Source organism: Pseudomonas sp. RIT-To-2 (assembly GCF_029623465.1).
Lineage (GTDB): Bacteria > Pseudomonadota > Gammaproteobacteria > Pseudomonadales > Pseudomonadaceae > Aquipseudomonas > Aquipseudomonas silvicola.
Map to the genome: position 1 here is coordinate 1 of NZ_JAPYKM010000012.1, position 15,056 is coordinate 15,056.

Consider the following 15,056-nt stretch of genomic DNA (forward strand, 5'->3'; position numbering starts at 1 on the left):
TTCGCGAGCAAGCTCTGCTCCTACCTCTGTTTCGGGCCAGTCATGCCAGTGGCATCACCGGGGTCGCCTCGTTTGTTCACCAGAGATCTTCGGTGGGTCACCCAGGCGGTCGAGGTGATCTGACGATCCGCTACCCGCGCTCCGCCGGCACCGAAGACAACTCGAACGGACTGCTGCTACGCCGCTGGTTGCGGTCCTCGCGCGGCGTAGCACCGAAGAAATTCCGGTAGGCGCTGGAAAAATGCGGCCCCGAGGAGAACCCGCACGACAAGCCGATCTGAATGATCGACTTGCTGGTCTGCATCAACATCTGCCGCGCCTTGTTCAAGCGCAGTTCCAGGTAGTACTGGCTCGGCACGCGGTTGAGGTACTGCTTGAAGATCCGCTCCAGCTGCCGGCGTGATACGCACACGTGCTGGGCAATTTCGTCAGTGGTCAGCGGCTCCTCGATGTTGGCTTCCATCAACAGCACCGCCTGGGTCAGCTTCGGATGGCTGGAACCCAGGCGGTTCTGCAGTGGAATGCGCTGGCGCTCGCCGCCTTCGCGGATGCGCTCCACCACCAGTTCCTCGGACACGGCTCCCGCCAGCTCGGCACCATGGTCACGCGCCAGTACCGCCAGCAGCAGGTCCAGTACCGACAGGCCACCACAGGCCGTCATGCGGTCCCGGTCCCAGTCGAACAGGTGGCTGGTGGCGATGACCTTGGGAAAGCGCTCGGCGAAGTCGTCCTGCCAGCGCCAGTGCACGGCGGCGCGGTAACCGTCCAGCAGGCCGACCTGGGCCATGGGGTAGACCCCGGCCGACAGCCCGCCGATGACGCACCCGGCACGCACCACCTGCTTGAGCGCCGTTGCCAGCGCGGGGGCCAGGGCGGCGGGGGGTTCGTCGGCCAGCAGGAACAGTTTGTGACAGCCCTCTAGCCGGCCCGCCCACGGCCCGCCCGGCAATTGCCAAGCGCCTGCCTCCCCGGCAGGTTCGGCATGCAGAAACACCAGCTCGTAGCTCACCTCGGGGTGCACCTTCTGGGCGACATCCAGCGCCTCTTCAGCCAGCGCCAGGGTCAGGGCTTTGGTGCTGGGCCAGATGAGAAAACCGATACGTTGGGCTGTCATGAGGTGCGGTCCGAAACCAGGTCAGGTTCAATGCCCGGCGCCCAATGGGCTCGCAGGCGGGTGGAAGGGACAGGCTGGCAAGACGCGCAGCATGCCCCTTTCTACAGCAAAGTGGCAGTCATCTTCTGTTTCAAATGACGACTATTTCAGGCTGCCGGAGAGGAACTGCTGCAACCGCTCGGACTTGGGATTGGCCAGCACGTCGCGCGGGTTGCCCGACTCTTCCACCAACCCCTTGTGCAGGAACACCAACTGGTTGGACACCTCGCGGGCAAAGCCCATTTCGTGGGTGACCACCACCATGGTGCGGCCTTCCTGGGCCAGGTCCTGCATGACCTTGAGCACGTCGCCCACCAGTTCCGGGTCCAGCGCCGACGTAGGTTCGTCGAACAGCATCACCTCAGGTTCCATGGCCAGGGCACGGGCGATGGCCACGCGCTGCTGCTCGCCACCGGACATATGCCCCGGGTAGGCGTCCTTGCGGTGCGCCACACCCACCTTGTTCAGGTAGTGCTCGGCCTTTTCCAGCGCTTCTTTCTTCGACACGCCCAAGACGTGCACGGGCGCTTCGATGATGTTTTCCAGGGCCGTCATGTGCGCCCACAGGTTGAAGTGCTGGAACACCATGGACAGGCGCGAGCGCATGCGCTGCAGTTGCCTGGGGTCGGCGGCCTTGAGGGCACCGTCCTTGCTGGCCACCAGTTGCAGCTCTTCGTTGTTGAGCAGGATCTTGCCGGCGTGGGGCTGCTCCAGCAGGTTGATGCAGCGCAGGAACGTGCTCTTGCCCGAGCCGCTGGAGCCGATGATGCTGATCACGTCGCCAGCCTTGGCGGCCAGCGAAACGCCCTTGAGCACTTCATGGCTGCCGTAGCGTTTGTGCAGATCCTGGACTTCAAGTTTGTACATAGTGGTTCTCGCAAAACAGTCAGTCGTTGAGCAGGCGCCCGCGACGAAGGGGTTGGCGCCCGGCGACCTTGGCCAGCCAGAAACCCGGCTGGGCATAACGCAGTCGTTCGATGGCGAACAGCACGCCGGCAGTACCGGCACACACGACAGTATGTTGATCACCCAACGGGTCGATCACTTCGAACAGCGGGTCGCCCGCCTCCACCCAGTCACCCGGGGCACGGAGAAAACTGACCACTCCAGGGTGCGGGGCGAACAGCAATTGGGTGCCTTCGAAGGGCATGCCTTCGCAAGGCTCGCCAGCCGCGGCCGGCCACTCACCGCTGATCAGGCCCTGCTCGGCGAGGAACGCCAGAATGCCTTCGGCATGGCGCTCGGCGTCATCGCGGCTGGTGTCGGCCTGGCCGCCCAGCTCCACGGTGGTGGCCAGGCATGCCAGCGGCACCTGTGCGTCGGGGAACTGGCGCGACAGACGTAACCACGGCAACGAGCAGGCTTCGTCGAACGAACTGCCACCCGAGTCCTCGGCCAGCAGGCCGACCCGCACGTTCAGGTGCGCGGCCAGGGAGCGCCACTGCGGCCAGTGCTGGGGCAAGGCGTACATGTGCAGCGCCGCGTCGGCGTCGCAATGCAGGTCCAGCACCACGTCGGCGTCGCAGGCGTGGCTCAGCAACAGGCGTTGCAGCCCCTGCAACTGGCTCGACGCCGGCGGCAGGGCGGCCAGGGCATCGCCCATGGCCCGGCGGATCAGGCGGACATTGGCGTGGGGATCATCACCCAACTGGCCGGCCAGGGCCTCGGCCACCGGCTCGCTCAGCTCGTGAAAGTCACGGTTGAAGTTCTTGCTGCTGCCGAACTCGAAACGGCCCTGATGGGCGCCCTGCAGCAACTGGCCCAGGCCGATGGGGTTGGCCACCGGCACCAGCTCGATGACGCCCTTGAGGGCACCGGCCGCTTCCAGCGCCAGCAGGCGCTTCTTCAGCTCCCAGGCGGTGCGCATGCCCGGCAATTCGTCAGCGTGCAGGCTGGCCTGGATATAGGCCTTGCGCTCGCCGCTGCCAAAGCGAAACACGCTCAGGTGGCGCTCGCTGCCCAGGGTGCTCCAGGGCAATGGATGATCGATGCGTTGCATGTCTTCAGCCCTTGCGTGGTGCCAGGTAGCCCAGCCAGCGGCGCTCGGCCAGCTTGAACAGGCGAACCAGGATAAAGGTCAGGCACAGGTAGAAAACCCCTGCGGTGATATAGGCTTCGAACGGCAGGTAGTACTGCGCGTTCACCGTGCGCGCGGCGCCGGTGATGTCGATCAGGGTGACGATGGAGGCCAGGCTGGTGGTCTGCAGCATCATGATCACTTCGTTGCTGTACTGCGGCAGCGCGCGGCGCAGGGCCGACGGCAGCAGGATGCGACGGTACATCTTGACGCGCGACATGCCCATGGCCCGCGCGGCCTCGATCTCGCCGTTGGGCGTGGCCTTGAGGCTGCCCGCGACGATTTCGGCGGTGTAGGCGCTGGTGTTGATGGCAAAGGCCAGGCAGGCGCAGAAGGTAGCGCTGGACAGCCAGGGCCACAGGAAGCTCTCGCGCACCACAGCAAACTGGGCCAGGCCATAGTAGATCAGGAACAACTGCACCAGCATCGGCGTGCCGCGGATCACGTAGGTGTACAGCCAGGCCGGCAGGTTCACCAGCGGCCGCTTGGACACACGCATCAGGCCCAGGGGCAAGGCCGCCAGCAGGCCGAAGAACAGCGACAGCAGCAACAGCTTGACGGTTTCCAGCACACCACTGAAGTACAGCGGCAGGTTGTCCCAGACCACGTTGTAGTCAAAGATCATAGTTCAGCCACCCTTACGCCAGCCGAGTAGCGTTTTTCAAGGAACCGCAAGGCCAGCAGCGACACGCTGGTGATGATCAGGTACAGCGCCGCCACGGCCAGGAAGAAGGTGAACGGCTGGCGCGTGGCGTCCGCCGCGGCCTTGGCCTTGAACATCATGTCCTGCAGGCCCACCACCGACACCAGGGCAGTGGCCTTGACCAGTACCAGCCAGTTGTTGGTGAAGCCGGGAATGGCCAGGCGGATCATCTGCGGCACCAGCACGCGGAAGAACACCTGGCGGCTGTTCATGCCATAGGCAAGCCCCGCCTCGGCCTGCCCCTTGGGGATGGCCATGAACGCACCGCGGAAGGTTTCCGACAGGTACGCCCCGAAAATGAAGCCCAGGGTGCCGATACCGGCCGCCAGGGGGTTGAGGTCGATATAGTCATCGAAGCCCAGCAAGGGCGCGACACGGTTGAGCAGGTCCTGCCCGCCGAAGAAGATCAGCAGGATCAGCACGAGGTCGGGAATGCCGCGGATGACCGTCGAATAGGTCGCCCCCAGCCAGGCCAGCCACCGCACGGGCGACAGCCTGAGTGCGACGACGATCAATCCCAGGGCAATGGCCAGCGCCATCGACGACAGGGCCAACTGCAAGGTCAGCCAGGTGCCATCGAGGATGACCGCCCCGTAGCCTTCTAACATGAAAATTTCCTCGACCGTGGAAATGAAAAAATGGTGCAAGCCTCAGCGCCTGCGGCTTGCACCATCTGTCGGGTGACGCTTACAACCGTTTACTGGCCGTAGATGTCGAAGTTGAAGTACTTGTCCTGGATCTGCTTGTACTTGCCGTTGGCGCGAATGGCGGCGATGGCAGCGTTGAGCTTGTCCAGGTCGGCCTTGTCACCCTTGCGCACGGCGATGCCAACGCCGTCACCGAAGTACTTGACGTCGGTGAACGATGGCCCGGCGAACGCATAGCCCTTGCCGGCGTCGGTGTTCAGGAAGCCGTCCTGCAGCAGGGTGGCGTCGGCCAGGGTGCCGTCCAGGCGGCCAGCGGTCACGTCCAGGTAGATTTCGTTCTGGGAACCGTAAGGCACCACTTCCACACCTTTGGGCGCCAGCACTTCACGGGCGAAACGCTCGTGGATCGACCCGCGCTGCACGCCGATCTTCTTGCCTTTGAGCTCGTCCAGGCTGTCGCTGATGGTGGTGCCGTCCTTCATGACCAGACGGGCCGGAGTCAGGTAGTAGCGGTTGGTGAAGTCAACCGACTTCTTGCGGTCTTCGGTGATGGACATGGACGACAGGATGGCGTCGATCTTGCGCACCTTCAGCGCCGGGATCAGGCCATCGAATTCCTGCTCGACCCACTGGCACTTGACCTTCATCTCTTCGCACAGGGCGTTGCCGATGTCGTAGTCGAAACCGACGATGCTGCCATCGGCGGCCTTGGAAGCGAATGGCGGGTACGCCGCTTCGATACCGATCTTGAAAGGCTTCTCGTCGGCGAACGACGACAGCGACAGCACGGACAGCGCCAGGGCGCCAAGAAGTACGAGTTTCTTCATCTCAGGACTCCATCGGTAAAGGGCAATAAATGGCAGAGTGAGCAGGAGCCCAATATGCGAATGGGTACAACCTAGATAGCGGCGCACGGCACGGGAGCATGGCTCGTCGAGCGGCGGGCGAGTGACCGGCATTTTAGCGACAGCCCCGAAGCCGATATTTCTTCAATGCGACAACTAGTTACAGATGCACAGAGAACACGACCCGAGATTATTGACAGCCTTCAGCGTTTATGCAAAGGCAAATGACAGGGAACCGATCTATCAAGCAAATTGCGCGCCTATTATTGGCAAAGCCTTGTAATCCGGCAACCCTGGCGTGGGTGTTTGTTTTTTCATGGAGCTTTTTCGCACCGGTTTGTGGCGTTTCGCCTCCTTTTGGGGCGGCCAGAGGTGACGGACGGTAACATCGATATATCCCCGGGATGGTGTGTGCCCGCCCCACCAAAACAAAACCCCGCCGAAGCGGGGCCTTGTCTAAGCCAGCAGTCTCACGCCGCCTTCATGCCCTTGTGCGTATCGATCAAGTGCTGCACCACCCCCGGGTCAGCCAGGGTGGAGATATCACCCAGGGCGTCGTATTCACCAGTAGCGATCTTGCGCAGGATACGTCGCATGATCTTGCCCGAACGGGTCTTGGGCAGCCCCGGCGCCCACTGGATGACATCCGGCGAGGCAATGGGGCCGATTTCCTTGCGCACCCAGTTTTTCAGCTCCTGGCGCAGGGTTTCGCTGGCTTCCACCCCACCATTGAGCGTGACATACACGTAGATGCCCTGCCCCTTGATATCGTGCGGCACGCCCACCACCGCCGCCTCGGCGACCTTGGGATGGGCGACCATGGCGCTTTCGATCTCGGCGGTGCCCATGCGGTGCCCGGACACGTTGAGCACGTCATCCACACGGCCAGTGATCCAGTAGTAGCCGTCCTCGTCGCGACGGGCGCCGTCACCGGTGAAGTACATGCCTCGGAAAGTCTTGAAATAGGTATCGACGAAACGGTCGTGGTCGCCGTACAAGCTGCGCGACTGACCCGGCCAGGAGTCGAGAATCACCAGGTTGCCCTCGGCGGCACCGTCGATCAAGTTGCCCAGGTTGTCCACCAGCCCCGGCACCACGCCAAAGAAAGGCTTGCTGGCCGAACCCGGCTTGAGCGCGGTGGCGCCCGGCAGTGGGCTGATCAGCACGCCGCCGGTTTCGGTCTGCCACCAGGTGTCGACGATGGGGCAGCGCTGCTTGCCCACGGTGTCGTAATACCAGCCCCAGGCCTCGGGGTTGATCGGCTCGCCCACCGAGCCCAGCAGGCGCAGACTGGAGCCGTCGGCCCCTTCCACCGCGGCAGTGCCCTCGGCCATCATCGCGCGGATGGCGGTAGGCGCGGTATAGAGGATATTGACCTTGTGCTTGTCGATGATCTTCGACACACGGGTAATGTCCGGGTAGTTCGGCACGCCCTCGAACAGCAGGGTGGTGGCACCGTTGGCCAGCGGACCGTAGACGATGTAGCTGTGGCCGGTGACCCAGCCCACGTCGGCGGTGCACCAGTAGACTTCGCCCGGGCGGTAGTCGAACACGCGCTCATGGGTCAGGGCCGCGTACACCAGGTAACCGCCCGTGGTGTGCAGCACGCCCTTGGGCTTGCCGGTGGAACCGGAGGTATAGAGGATGAACAGCGCTTCCTCGGCCCCCATCTCCTTGGGCGCGCAGGTGCTGGACGCCACGTCCAGCAGGGTGTGGTACCAGATATCGCGATGGCGGTTCCACTCGATCTCGCCACCGGTGCGCTTGCAGACGATGACCTTCTGCACGCTGCTGGTTTCAGGGTTGGTCAGGGCGCGGTCGACGTTGGCCTTCAGCGCGGTTTTCTTGCCGCCGCGCAGGCCTTCATCGGCGGTGATCACCACCTTGGAGCTGCAGTCGATGATACGCCCCGCCAACGCTTCCGGCGAAAAGCCGCCAAATACCACCGAGTGGATAGCACCAATGCGAGTACAGGCCAACATGGCGACCACGGCTTCGGGAATCATCGGCATGTAGATAGTGACCACGTCACCGCGGTGCACGTCCTGGCCGCGCAGGGCGTTGGCGAACTTGCAGACTTCTTCATGCAGTTCGCGGTAGGTGATGTTGCGATGCTCGGAGGGGTCGTCGCCTTCCCAGATGATCGCGATCTGGTCGCCACGCTCGGCCAGGTGCCGGTCCAGGCAGTTGTAGGAGACGTTCAGAGTGCCGTCGGCGAACCACTTGATGTCCACGTGGTGGTCATCGAAAGAGGTCTGCTTGACCTTGGTGAAAGGCTTGATCCAGTCCAGGCGCTGCGCCTGCTCGCGCCAGAAGCCGTCCGGGTTGACGACCGACTGCTGGTACATGGCCTTGTAGGTCGCTTCATCGGTCAGCGTGGTGGCTGCCACCTCGGGACGAACGGGATACAGGGACGCCGCACTCATCTTTCTTACCTCGGGAGCTGTAGTTGTTTTTGTATGACCTGTTTGTAAGGCCATCTGCTGACAGAGGCCATACGACGTTGGTAGCACGTGAAGCAGCTATTAGCCGCACGCTGCAAGCGTATCCGTGTTGCCCCCCACTTGCGAGCTCGCAGCGCCTGCCCGAGACGGGGCATTGTTACAGAATTGGATAAAACTGTTTATCAAAACTCTGGCTGTTTACCCTGGACCCAGCGCCCTAGAATTCACCTCGCCAACCGGCACTGTGATTAACACTGGCAACCGCCCCCACGAAGGCACGTTAATCCGATACTTACTTTCCCGAGCAACACACGCAGTCTCACAAGGACTGCGTGCCCCCTGACGACCGCAAAAGGTAAACTTTAAAATGAAAGCGTTGATTGTCTTGGCCCTGAGTACTTTCTCACTGGCGGCCATGGCCGATGAAGTTTCAAGCACTGCCAACACCGAAGTTCCCGTGGAACACTATACTTACTCGCAACACCTGGACATTGCCAAGGTGCTCAACACCAGCGAAATCCCCGCTGTCTGTGAAGTAGTGCCAGCCCGCATGACCTACCTGGACTCCACTGGCCAGAAACACATTCTCGAATACCGCGTGATGGGCAACGGCTGTTCCAACGGCTGATCGAGAATGCTTGCGGCGCCTCTTGCAACTTTACAAGAGGCTCGCCGTCGATTCGGAGATTCCATTCAAGTAACAACCGGCAACTAAAATTCCGAATTATTCCAGGGGTTCCTTGCCCACTTCATGTTCACGCAACTTGTTGGCGACAGTGGTGTGCGACACACCCAGACGCTTTGCCAATAAGCGACTGCTGGGATGCTCGACATATAACCGTTGCAATACGGCCTTTTCGAACCGCCCGACAATATCCTGCAAACTTCCCTCTAGCGAAAATTCGCCAAAAGGTTCGCGCACGCCATAATCAGGCAGGCGAACATGCTCTGGCTTGACCACCCCGCCCTCGCATAAAGACACCGCTTGAAACAATACGTTTTCCAGTTGCCGCACATTGCCTGGCCAGCGATAACGCGCCAGCTTGTCCATCGCGGCGGGCGCCAGGCGCGGCAGCGGGCAGCCGATCTGGCGGCTGGCCTGGTCAAGGAAGTGGCCTACCAGCGGGTCGAGGCCGTCCATGCACTCGCGCAAAGGTGGAATATGCAGGGAGAGTACGTTCAGACGGTGATACAGGTCCTGGCGAAACTCGCCACGGGCGCACAACTGCGACAAGTCCACCTGGGTGGCGCAGATCACCCGCACGTCCAGGTACACCTCCTCATCGCTGCCTACCCGGCGAAAACAACCGTCTTGCAGAAACCGCAACAGTTTGGCCTGCAGGCGCGGGCTCATCTCCCCGACACCATCGAGGAACAACGTGCCGCCCGCAGTCAGCTCCAGCAGCCCCAGCTTGCCTTCGGCCCTGGCGCCTTCGAAGGCCCCCGGGCCATAGCCGAACAGCTCGGTCTCGGCCATGGACTCCGGCAGGCCGGCGCAATTGAGCGCCATCAAGGGTGCCTGCCCCCGCGGGCTGGCCAGGTGGCAGGCACGGGCCAGCAACTCCTTGCCGGTGCCCGTCTCGCCCTCGATCAGCAACGGAGCGTCCAGCGGCGCCATGCGCCGCGCCTCGCGCACCACCGCCGCCATCACCCGGGAGCTCTGGAAGATACTGTCGAAGCCCCGCAGCTCCTGCTTGCGCACATGGTAGATACGCTCGCCAATACGGTCGGCGCGGTGCAAGGTCAGCACGGCGCCCGCCAGCGCCTCGCTGTCATCATGCTCGGACTGCAACGGGGCGATGTCGGCGAGGAAGATATCGCCACGCACCTTGACCCGCAGGCCGTTGATACGCGACTTGTTGTCCCGCACCAGTTGCGGCAGGTCGAAGTCCTCGGCGTAGTTGGACAGCGGCATCCCCGGCACTTCATCTACCCGCACGCCCAGCAATTGCGCAGCCGCGCGGTTGGCGGCGACGATGGAACCGGCCATGTCGATGGACAGTACCGGGAACTCGAGCGCCCCCAATAACGCATTGAGCTCCATGTGCCGGCGCTCGCTGGGCATCAACCCTACGCGCTTGACGCCGAACACACCGGCAATGACTTCGAACTTGGGCCGCAACGCCTGGAATTGCAGGTTGATCAGGTTCGGGCAGTGCAGGTAGATCGCGTTGCCGTGCTCGCCGCCCACCTCGCCACGGGCCACGTTGATGCCGTACTCCACCAGCAGGTTGAGGATGTCGCGCAGGATACCGATACGGTTCTGGCAGTGGACTTTGATGCGCATGGGCAGGCTCGGGCTGTGAGTTATCTGGAGGAATCGCAAAATACGCGTAAAGATTATCTGACAGACACACGCGTTTTCCAGCCGCCGACCGTGGAAGAATCGCCATTTGTAAGCATTATTTTACAGCGATCCGGCGCCGGCCCCCTCCTGTGCGCTGTCTTCCCTGATGCAAATTCCCCCGCCATCCCCTATCAATAAGGCACCCATAACAATAAAAGATCCACTGGAGAGCTGTATGACGCAGACCCACTACGTGGCCCGCGAACCCGATGCCCAGGGTTTCATCGACTACCCCGACAGTGAGCACGAGGTGTGGCACACCCTGGTCAGCCGCCAGCTCAAGCTGCTGGAAGGACGTGCCTGCCAGCCGTACATGGACGGCATCGAACAACTGGCCCTGCCCCACCACCGCATTCCGCAACTGGCCGACATCAACCAGGTACTGGGCCGCACCACCGGCTGGCAAGTGGCCCGGGTCCCGGCACTGATCCCCTTCCAGACCTTCTTCGAACTGTTGGCCAGCAAGCGCTTTCCCGTGGCGACCTTCATTCGCACGCCAGAAGAACTGGACTACCTGCAAGAGCCCGACATCTTTCACGAAATATTCGGCCACTGCCCCCTGCTGACCAACCCCTGGTTCGCCGAATTCACCCACACCTACGGCAAACTCGGGCTGGCGGCCAACAAACAGGAACGCGTGTACCTGGCCCGCCTATACTGGATGACCATCGAGTTCGGCCTGGTGGACACGCCCCAAGGCCGGCGCATCTACGGCGGCGGCATTCTGTCCTCGCCGAAGGAAACCCTCTACAGCCTGTCGGACAGCCCCGAGCACCAGGCCTTCGACCCGCTGGAATGCATGCGCACACCCTACCGCATCGACATTCTGCAACCGCTGTATTTCGTGCTCCCGGACCTCAAGCGCCTGTTCGACCTGGCCCACCAGGACATCATGGCCCTGGTGCGAAACGCCATGGAGCTGGGCCTGCACGCACCGAAATTTCCGCCCAAGGCGGCCTGACCCCTCTTTACTACAAGGACACGCACCATGAACTCACTGAACCAGGCCCATTGCGAAGCCTGCCGCGCCGATGCCCCCCAGGTCAGCGATGAAGAACTGCCGGTGCTGCTCAAGCAGATCCCGGACTGGAACATCGAAGTGCGCGACGGCGTCATGCAGCTGGAAAAAGCCTACCTGTTCAAGAATTTCAAATATGCTCTGGCCTTCACCAACGCCGTTGGCGAGATCGCCGAGGCCGAGGGCCACCACCCGGGTCTGTTGACCGAATGGGGCAAAGTCACCGTGACCTGGTGGAGCCATTCGATCAAGGGCCTGCACCGTAATGATTTCATCATGGCCGCCCGTACCGACGACGTCAGCCAGGGGGCCGAGGGGCGCAAATAATGCACTTCAGCGCGATCCAGCGGATACCCGGCGATTCGATCCTCAGCCTGATGGACGCCTACGCCAAGGACCCCAACCCCGCCAAGTTCGACCTGGGGGTGGGCGTGTACAAGGATGCCAGCGGCCTGACCCCGGTGCTGGCAGCGGTCAAGCAGGCCGAACGCTACCTGCTGGATCACCAGGCCAGCAAGACCTATGTCAGCGGCCACGGTGACGCGCGCTTCGGCCAATTGCTCAGCGAGCTGGTGCTGGGCCAGGATTCGCCGCTGCTCAAACACCTGTGCGCCGGCGCCACCCAGACTCCAGGCGGTACCGGCGCGCTGCGCCTGGCCGGCGAGTTCATTCGCCACTGCCTGCCGGGCCGCGGTATCTGGCTGAGTGACCCGACCTGGCCTATCCACGAGAGCATCTTTGCCGAGGTAGGGCTCAAGGTCGGGCACTATCCCTACGTGGGCGGCGATAACCGCCTGGACGTCGAGGCCATGCTGCAGGCCCTGGAAAACATTCCTCAGGGCGATGTACTGCTGCTGCATGCTTGCTGCCACAACCCCACAGGCTTCGACCTGCACCACGAGGACTGGCAACGCGTGCTGGATGTGGTCAAGCGCCGAGACTTGCTGCCATTGATCGACTTTGCCTACCAGGGCTTCGGCGATGGCCTGGAGGAAGACGCCTGGGGCGTGCGGCTGTTCGCCCGCGAACTGCCGGAATTGCTGATCACCAGCTCGTGCTCGAAGAATTTCGGCCTGTACCGCGAACGCACCGGCGCACTGATTGCCTGCACCGACGACCATGAGAAGCTGCTGGACGTGCGCAGCCAACTGGCTGGCCTGGCACGCAACCTGTGGTCCACGCCGCCGGACCATGGCGCAGCCGTGGTGGCCACCATTCTCGGCACCCCGGACCTCAAGAGCTTGTGGGCCGACGAGGTCGAGCACATGCGCTCGCGCATCGCCCAGTTGCGCGCCGGCCTGGTGGAAGCGCTGGAACCGTACGGCCTGGCCGCGCGCTTCGCGCATATTGGCGAGCAGCGCGGGATGTTTTCCTACACGGGGCTGAGCCCGGACCAGGTGGGCCGCCTGCGCGACGAGCACAGCGTGTACATGGTGCGCTCAGGCCGGGCCAACGTCGCTGGCATCGACGCCAGCCGCCTGGACGAACTGGCCAAGGCCATCGCCAAGGTCTGCTGAAGTGCCGGGCAGCGATGCGCTCACCCCGAATGCTCATGAACCTGGATGAAAATGTCGTCATGGAGCGACCAATGGCCGCATTAGCACTCAGCTTGTCACATCCAGTCATGTATTCTGTGCCGGCTTTCAACAGCACGCGCTATCCAGCGCCACCCTCAACCTGTACTTTCGAGGAGCGATGACGATGCACGAAATCCCTAACCTGCCCTTCCCGAGCCTGCACCAGCCCGAGCAGCCTCAACCCCCGCAATCGGCCAGCCAAGGCCCGGAAAACGAGGCCGAAGAAGCCTCGGGCGCTGACCGCGACGAGTAAGCGCTGTAAGCTGGCGGTGAATCCTACGGCGGCACGGCCGCGTGACTTCACCGCCACAAGCGTTCGAGGACGTAACCCATGCAAGACAGCTTCAACGATGAACAGGCCGCGCAGGTGATCGACACTGCGCAACAGATGATCGACATCTGGAACCGCCTCCCCCCGGAAAAACAGTCCGCCCTGCTGCAACGCTTCGGCACCCAGGAGAACGCCCTGGCCGCCCTGGTTGCCACTCGGTTGCTGGCGAAGCCCTGAGCGCACCACCGCGCTTCAAGCGTGCAACTTGAAGCTTGCAGCCTGAAACCTTAAGCTGCCCTTGCGCACCTACCCCTCCTGGAATACCCAATGCCCACGAACCCGCGACCGCTGGCGGTCACGTTGCAAGTCGTCTCCATCGTCCTGTTTACCTTCATCGGCTACCTCAACATCGGCATTCCCCTGGCCGTGCTGCCCGGTTTCGTGCATAACGGCCTGGGCTTCAATGCGGTGATCGCGGGCCTGGTGATCAGCGTGCAGTACCTGGCCACCCTGCTCAGCCGTCCGTATGCCAGCCGCATCATCGATAACCACGGCAGCAAGAAAGCAGTGATCTACGGCCTGTTCGGCTGCGGCCTGAGCGGTGTGTTCATGCTGGCGGCAGCCTTTACCCACAACCTGCCGGCGGTGAGCCTGGCCAGCCTGTTTGTCGGCCGCCTGGTACTGGGCAGCGCCGAGAGCCTGGTGGGGTCGGGGTCCATTGGCTGGGGCATTGGCCGGGTGGGCTCGCAGCACACCGCCAAGGTCATTTCCTGGAACGGCATCGCCAGCTACGGCGCCCTGGCCATCGGCGCCCCCGCCGGGGTATTGCTGGTGCAGCACCTGGGCCTGTGGTCCATGGGCGTGAGTATTCTGTTGCTGGCGGCGCTGGGCCTGGCCCTGGCCTGGAACAAGACCCCGGCACCCATCGTCGCGGGCGAGCGCATGCCCTTCATGCACGTGCTGGGCAAGGTACTGCCCCACGGCACCGGCCTGGCACTGGGGGGCATCGGCTTCGGCACCATCGCCACGTTCATCACCCTCTATTACGCCAGCCACAACTGGGGTAACGCGGCGTTGTCCCTGAGCCTGTTCGGCGCCAGCTTCATTGGTGCACGGCTGATATTCGGTAACCTGATCAACCGTATCGGCGGCTTTCGCGTGGCCATTGGCTGCATGACGGTGGAATCCCTGGGCCTGTTGCTGCTGTGGCTGGCGCCCAGCGCCGAACTGGCCTTGGCGGGTGCAGCCCTGAGCGGCTTTGGCTTCTCGCTGGTGTTCCCGGCCCTGGGGGTAGAGGCGGTGAACCTGGTGCCGGCCTCAAGCCGTGGCGCGGCGGTGGGGGCCTACTCGCTGTTCGTTGACCTGTCGCTGGGTATCACCGGGCCATTGGCCGGGGCCATCGCGGCAGGTTTCGGTTTCAGCTCGATCTTTCTGTTCGCCGCCATCGCCTCGTTTCTGGGCCTGTCGCTGAGCCTGTACCTGTACCGCCAGACCCTCAACCAGCCCCGTCACCCCGACACGGCGCTTTAAAAGTCGACCTTGCCGCGGCCTGCCTTGATGGCACCGCGCTTGGTCTTGCCTTCCAGCCGACGAGTCCTGGACCCCAGGGTCGGCTTGGTGGGCCGACGCTTCTTCTCCACCTTCGCGGCATTGACGATCAGTTCCCGCAGGCGCTCCAGGGCGTCGGCGCGGTTCTGCTCCTGGGTGCGATATTGCTGGGCCTTGATCACGATCACGCCGTCACTGGTAATACGGCTGTCACGCAGGGCCAGCAGGCGTTCCTTGTAGAACGGTGGCAATGACGAGGCATTGATATCGAAGCGCAGGTGCATTGCGCTGGATACCTTGTTGACGTTCTGCCCGCCGGCGCCCTGGGCGCGAATGGCGCTCAGCTCGATTTCGGCATCGGGCAAGTGGACGTTATTGGAGATTTCCAGCATGGGGATAATTCAAGAGAGGAAAAGCGAGGACGGT

16 protein-coding genes are annotated in these 15,056 nt (G+C 62.8%); 7 read left to right on the forward strand and 9 right to left on the reverse strand.

Annotation, left to right across the window (positions count from 1 at the left end; genetic code table 11):
- Nucleotides 1-130: 130 nt before the first annotated feature.
- The 7 genes from argR to acs all read right to left on the reverse strand — a co-directional run bounded on the left by argR (nt 131) and on the right by acs (nt 7,851).
- Nucleotides 131-1,114, reverse strand: coding sequence for a transcriptional regulator ArgR (gene argR / locus QBK88_RS12835; RefSeq protein WP_277962305.1), 984 nt, complete (start codon nt 1,112-1,114; stop codon nt 131-133).
- Nucleotides 1,115-1,255: 141 nt separating this feature from the next.
- On the reverse strand, nt 1,256-2,020 hold the full coding sequence (locus QBK88_RS12840; RefSeq protein WP_277962306.1) for an ATP-binding cassette domain-containing protein: 765 nt from the start codon (nt 2,018-2,020) through the stop codon (nt 1,256-1,258).
- Nucleotides 2,021-2,039: 19 nt separating this feature from the next.
- Nucleotides 2,040-3,152, reverse strand: coding sequence for a M14 family metallopeptidase (locus QBK88_RS12845; RefSeq protein WP_277962307.1), 1,113 nt, complete (start codon nt 3,150-3,152; stop codon nt 2,040-2,042).
- Nucleotides 3,153-3,156: 4 nt separating this feature from the next.
- Nucleotides 3,157-3,855: an ABC transporter permease gene (locus tag QBK88_RS12850; RefSeq protein ID WP_277962308.1), complete on the reverse strand. Its 699-nt coding sequence runs from the start codon at nt 3,853-3,855 to the stop codon at nt 3,157-3,159.
- Nucleotides 3,852-4,541 (reverse strand): ABC transporter permease, encoded by a 690-nt coding sequence (locus QBK88_RS12855; protein WP_158156456.1) that lies wholly within the window; start codon nt 4,539-4,541, stop codon nt 3,852-3,854. Before QBK88_RS12855 ends, QBK88_RS12850 begins: the two co-directional genes overlap by 4 nt.
- A gap of 89 nt (nt 4,542-4,630) precedes the next feature.
- Complete coding sequence (locus tag QBK88_RS12860; protein WP_268144626.1) at nt 4,631-5,407, reverse strand: ABC transporter substrate-binding protein; 777 nt, start codon at nt 5,405-5,407, stop codon at nt 4,631-4,633.
- 488 nt (nt 5,408-5,895) lie between these two features.
- Complete coding sequence (acs, locus tag QBK88_RS12865; protein WP_176570106.1) at nt 5,896-7,851, reverse strand: acetate--CoA ligase; 1,956 nt, start codon at nt 7,849-7,851, stop codon at nt 5,896-5,898.
- Between the two features lie 385 nt (nt 7,852-8,236).
- Between acs and QBK88_RS12870 the strand changes: the two genes are divergently transcribed.
- A complete protein-coding gene (locus QBK88_RS12870; protein ID WP_277962309.1) occupies nt 8,237-8,497 on the forward strand; it encodes a DUF2790 domain-containing protein in 261 nt (86 codons plus the stop codon).
- A gap of 96 nt (nt 8,498-8,593) precedes the next feature.
- Here the strand turns inward: QBK88_RS12870 and QBK88_RS12875 are convergent, their stop codons facing one another.
- Nucleotides 8,594-10,156, reverse strand: a complete 1,563-nt coding sequence (locus QBK88_RS12875; RefSeq protein ID WP_277962310.1) for a sigma-54-dependent transcriptional regulator — start codon at nt 10,154-10,156, stop codon at nt 8,594-8,596.
- Nucleotides 10,157-10,391: 235 nt separating this feature from the next.
- Between QBK88_RS12875 and phhA the strand changes: the two genes are divergently transcribed.
- The 6 genes from phhA to QBK88_RS12905 all read left to right on the forward strand — a co-directional run bounded on the left by phhA (nt 10,392) and on the right by QBK88_RS12905 (nt 14,612).
- Nucleotides 10,392-11,177: a phenylalanine 4-monooxygenase gene (phhA, locus tag QBK88_RS12880; protein ID WP_277962311.1), complete on the forward strand. Its 786-nt coding sequence runs from the start codon at nt 10,392-10,394 to the stop codon at nt 11,175-11,177.
- A gap of 27 nt (nt 11,178-11,204) precedes the next feature.
- Nucleotides 11,205-11,561 (forward strand): 4a-hydroxytetrahydrobiopterin dehydratase, encoded by a 357-nt coding sequence (locus tag QBK88_RS12885; protein ID WP_277962312.1) that lies wholly within the window; start codon nt 11,205-11,207, stop codon nt 11,559-11,561.
- The gene (locus tag QBK88_RS12890) at nt 11,561-12,751 is read left to right on the forward strand and encodes an amino acid aminotransferase (protein ID WP_277962313.1); all 1,191 of its coding nucleotides are present in this window, start codon (nt 11,561-11,563) and stop codon (nt 12,749-12,751) included. Before QBK88_RS12885 ends, QBK88_RS12890 begins: the two co-directional genes overlap by 1 nt.
- 184 nt (nt 12,752-12,935) lie before the next feature.
- Nucleotides 12,936-13,064: a hypothetical protein gene (locus tag QBK88_RS12895; RefSeq protein WP_267903682.1), complete on the forward strand. Its 129-nt coding sequence runs from the start codon at nt 12,936-12,938 to the stop codon at nt 13,062-13,064.
- Between the two features lie 78 nt (nt 13,065-13,142).
- Nucleotides 13,143-13,319 carry a hypothetical protein gene (locus QBK88_RS12900; protein ID WP_268144641.1) on the forward strand — a complete coding sequence of 59 codons (177 nt, stop codon included), beginning with the start codon at nt 13,143-13,145 and terminating at the stop codon, nt 13,317-13,319.
- 90 nt (nt 13,320-13,409) lie between these two features.
- A complete protein-coding gene (locus QBK88_RS12905; protein WP_268144643.1) occupies nt 13,410-14,612 on the forward strand; it encodes an MFS transporter in 1,203 nt (400 codons plus the stop codon).
- Here the strand turns inward: QBK88_RS12905 and arfB are convergent.
- Nucleotides 14,609-15,022 (reverse strand): alternative ribosome rescue aminoacyl-tRNA hydrolase ArfB, encoded by a 414-nt coding sequence (gene arfB, locus QBK88_RS12910; protein WP_268144644.1) that lies wholly within the window; start codon nt 15,020-15,022, stop codon nt 14,609-14,611. The genes QBK88_RS12905 and arfB overlap by 4 nt on opposite strands.
- Nucleotides 15,023-15,056 lie beyond the last annotated feature (34 nt).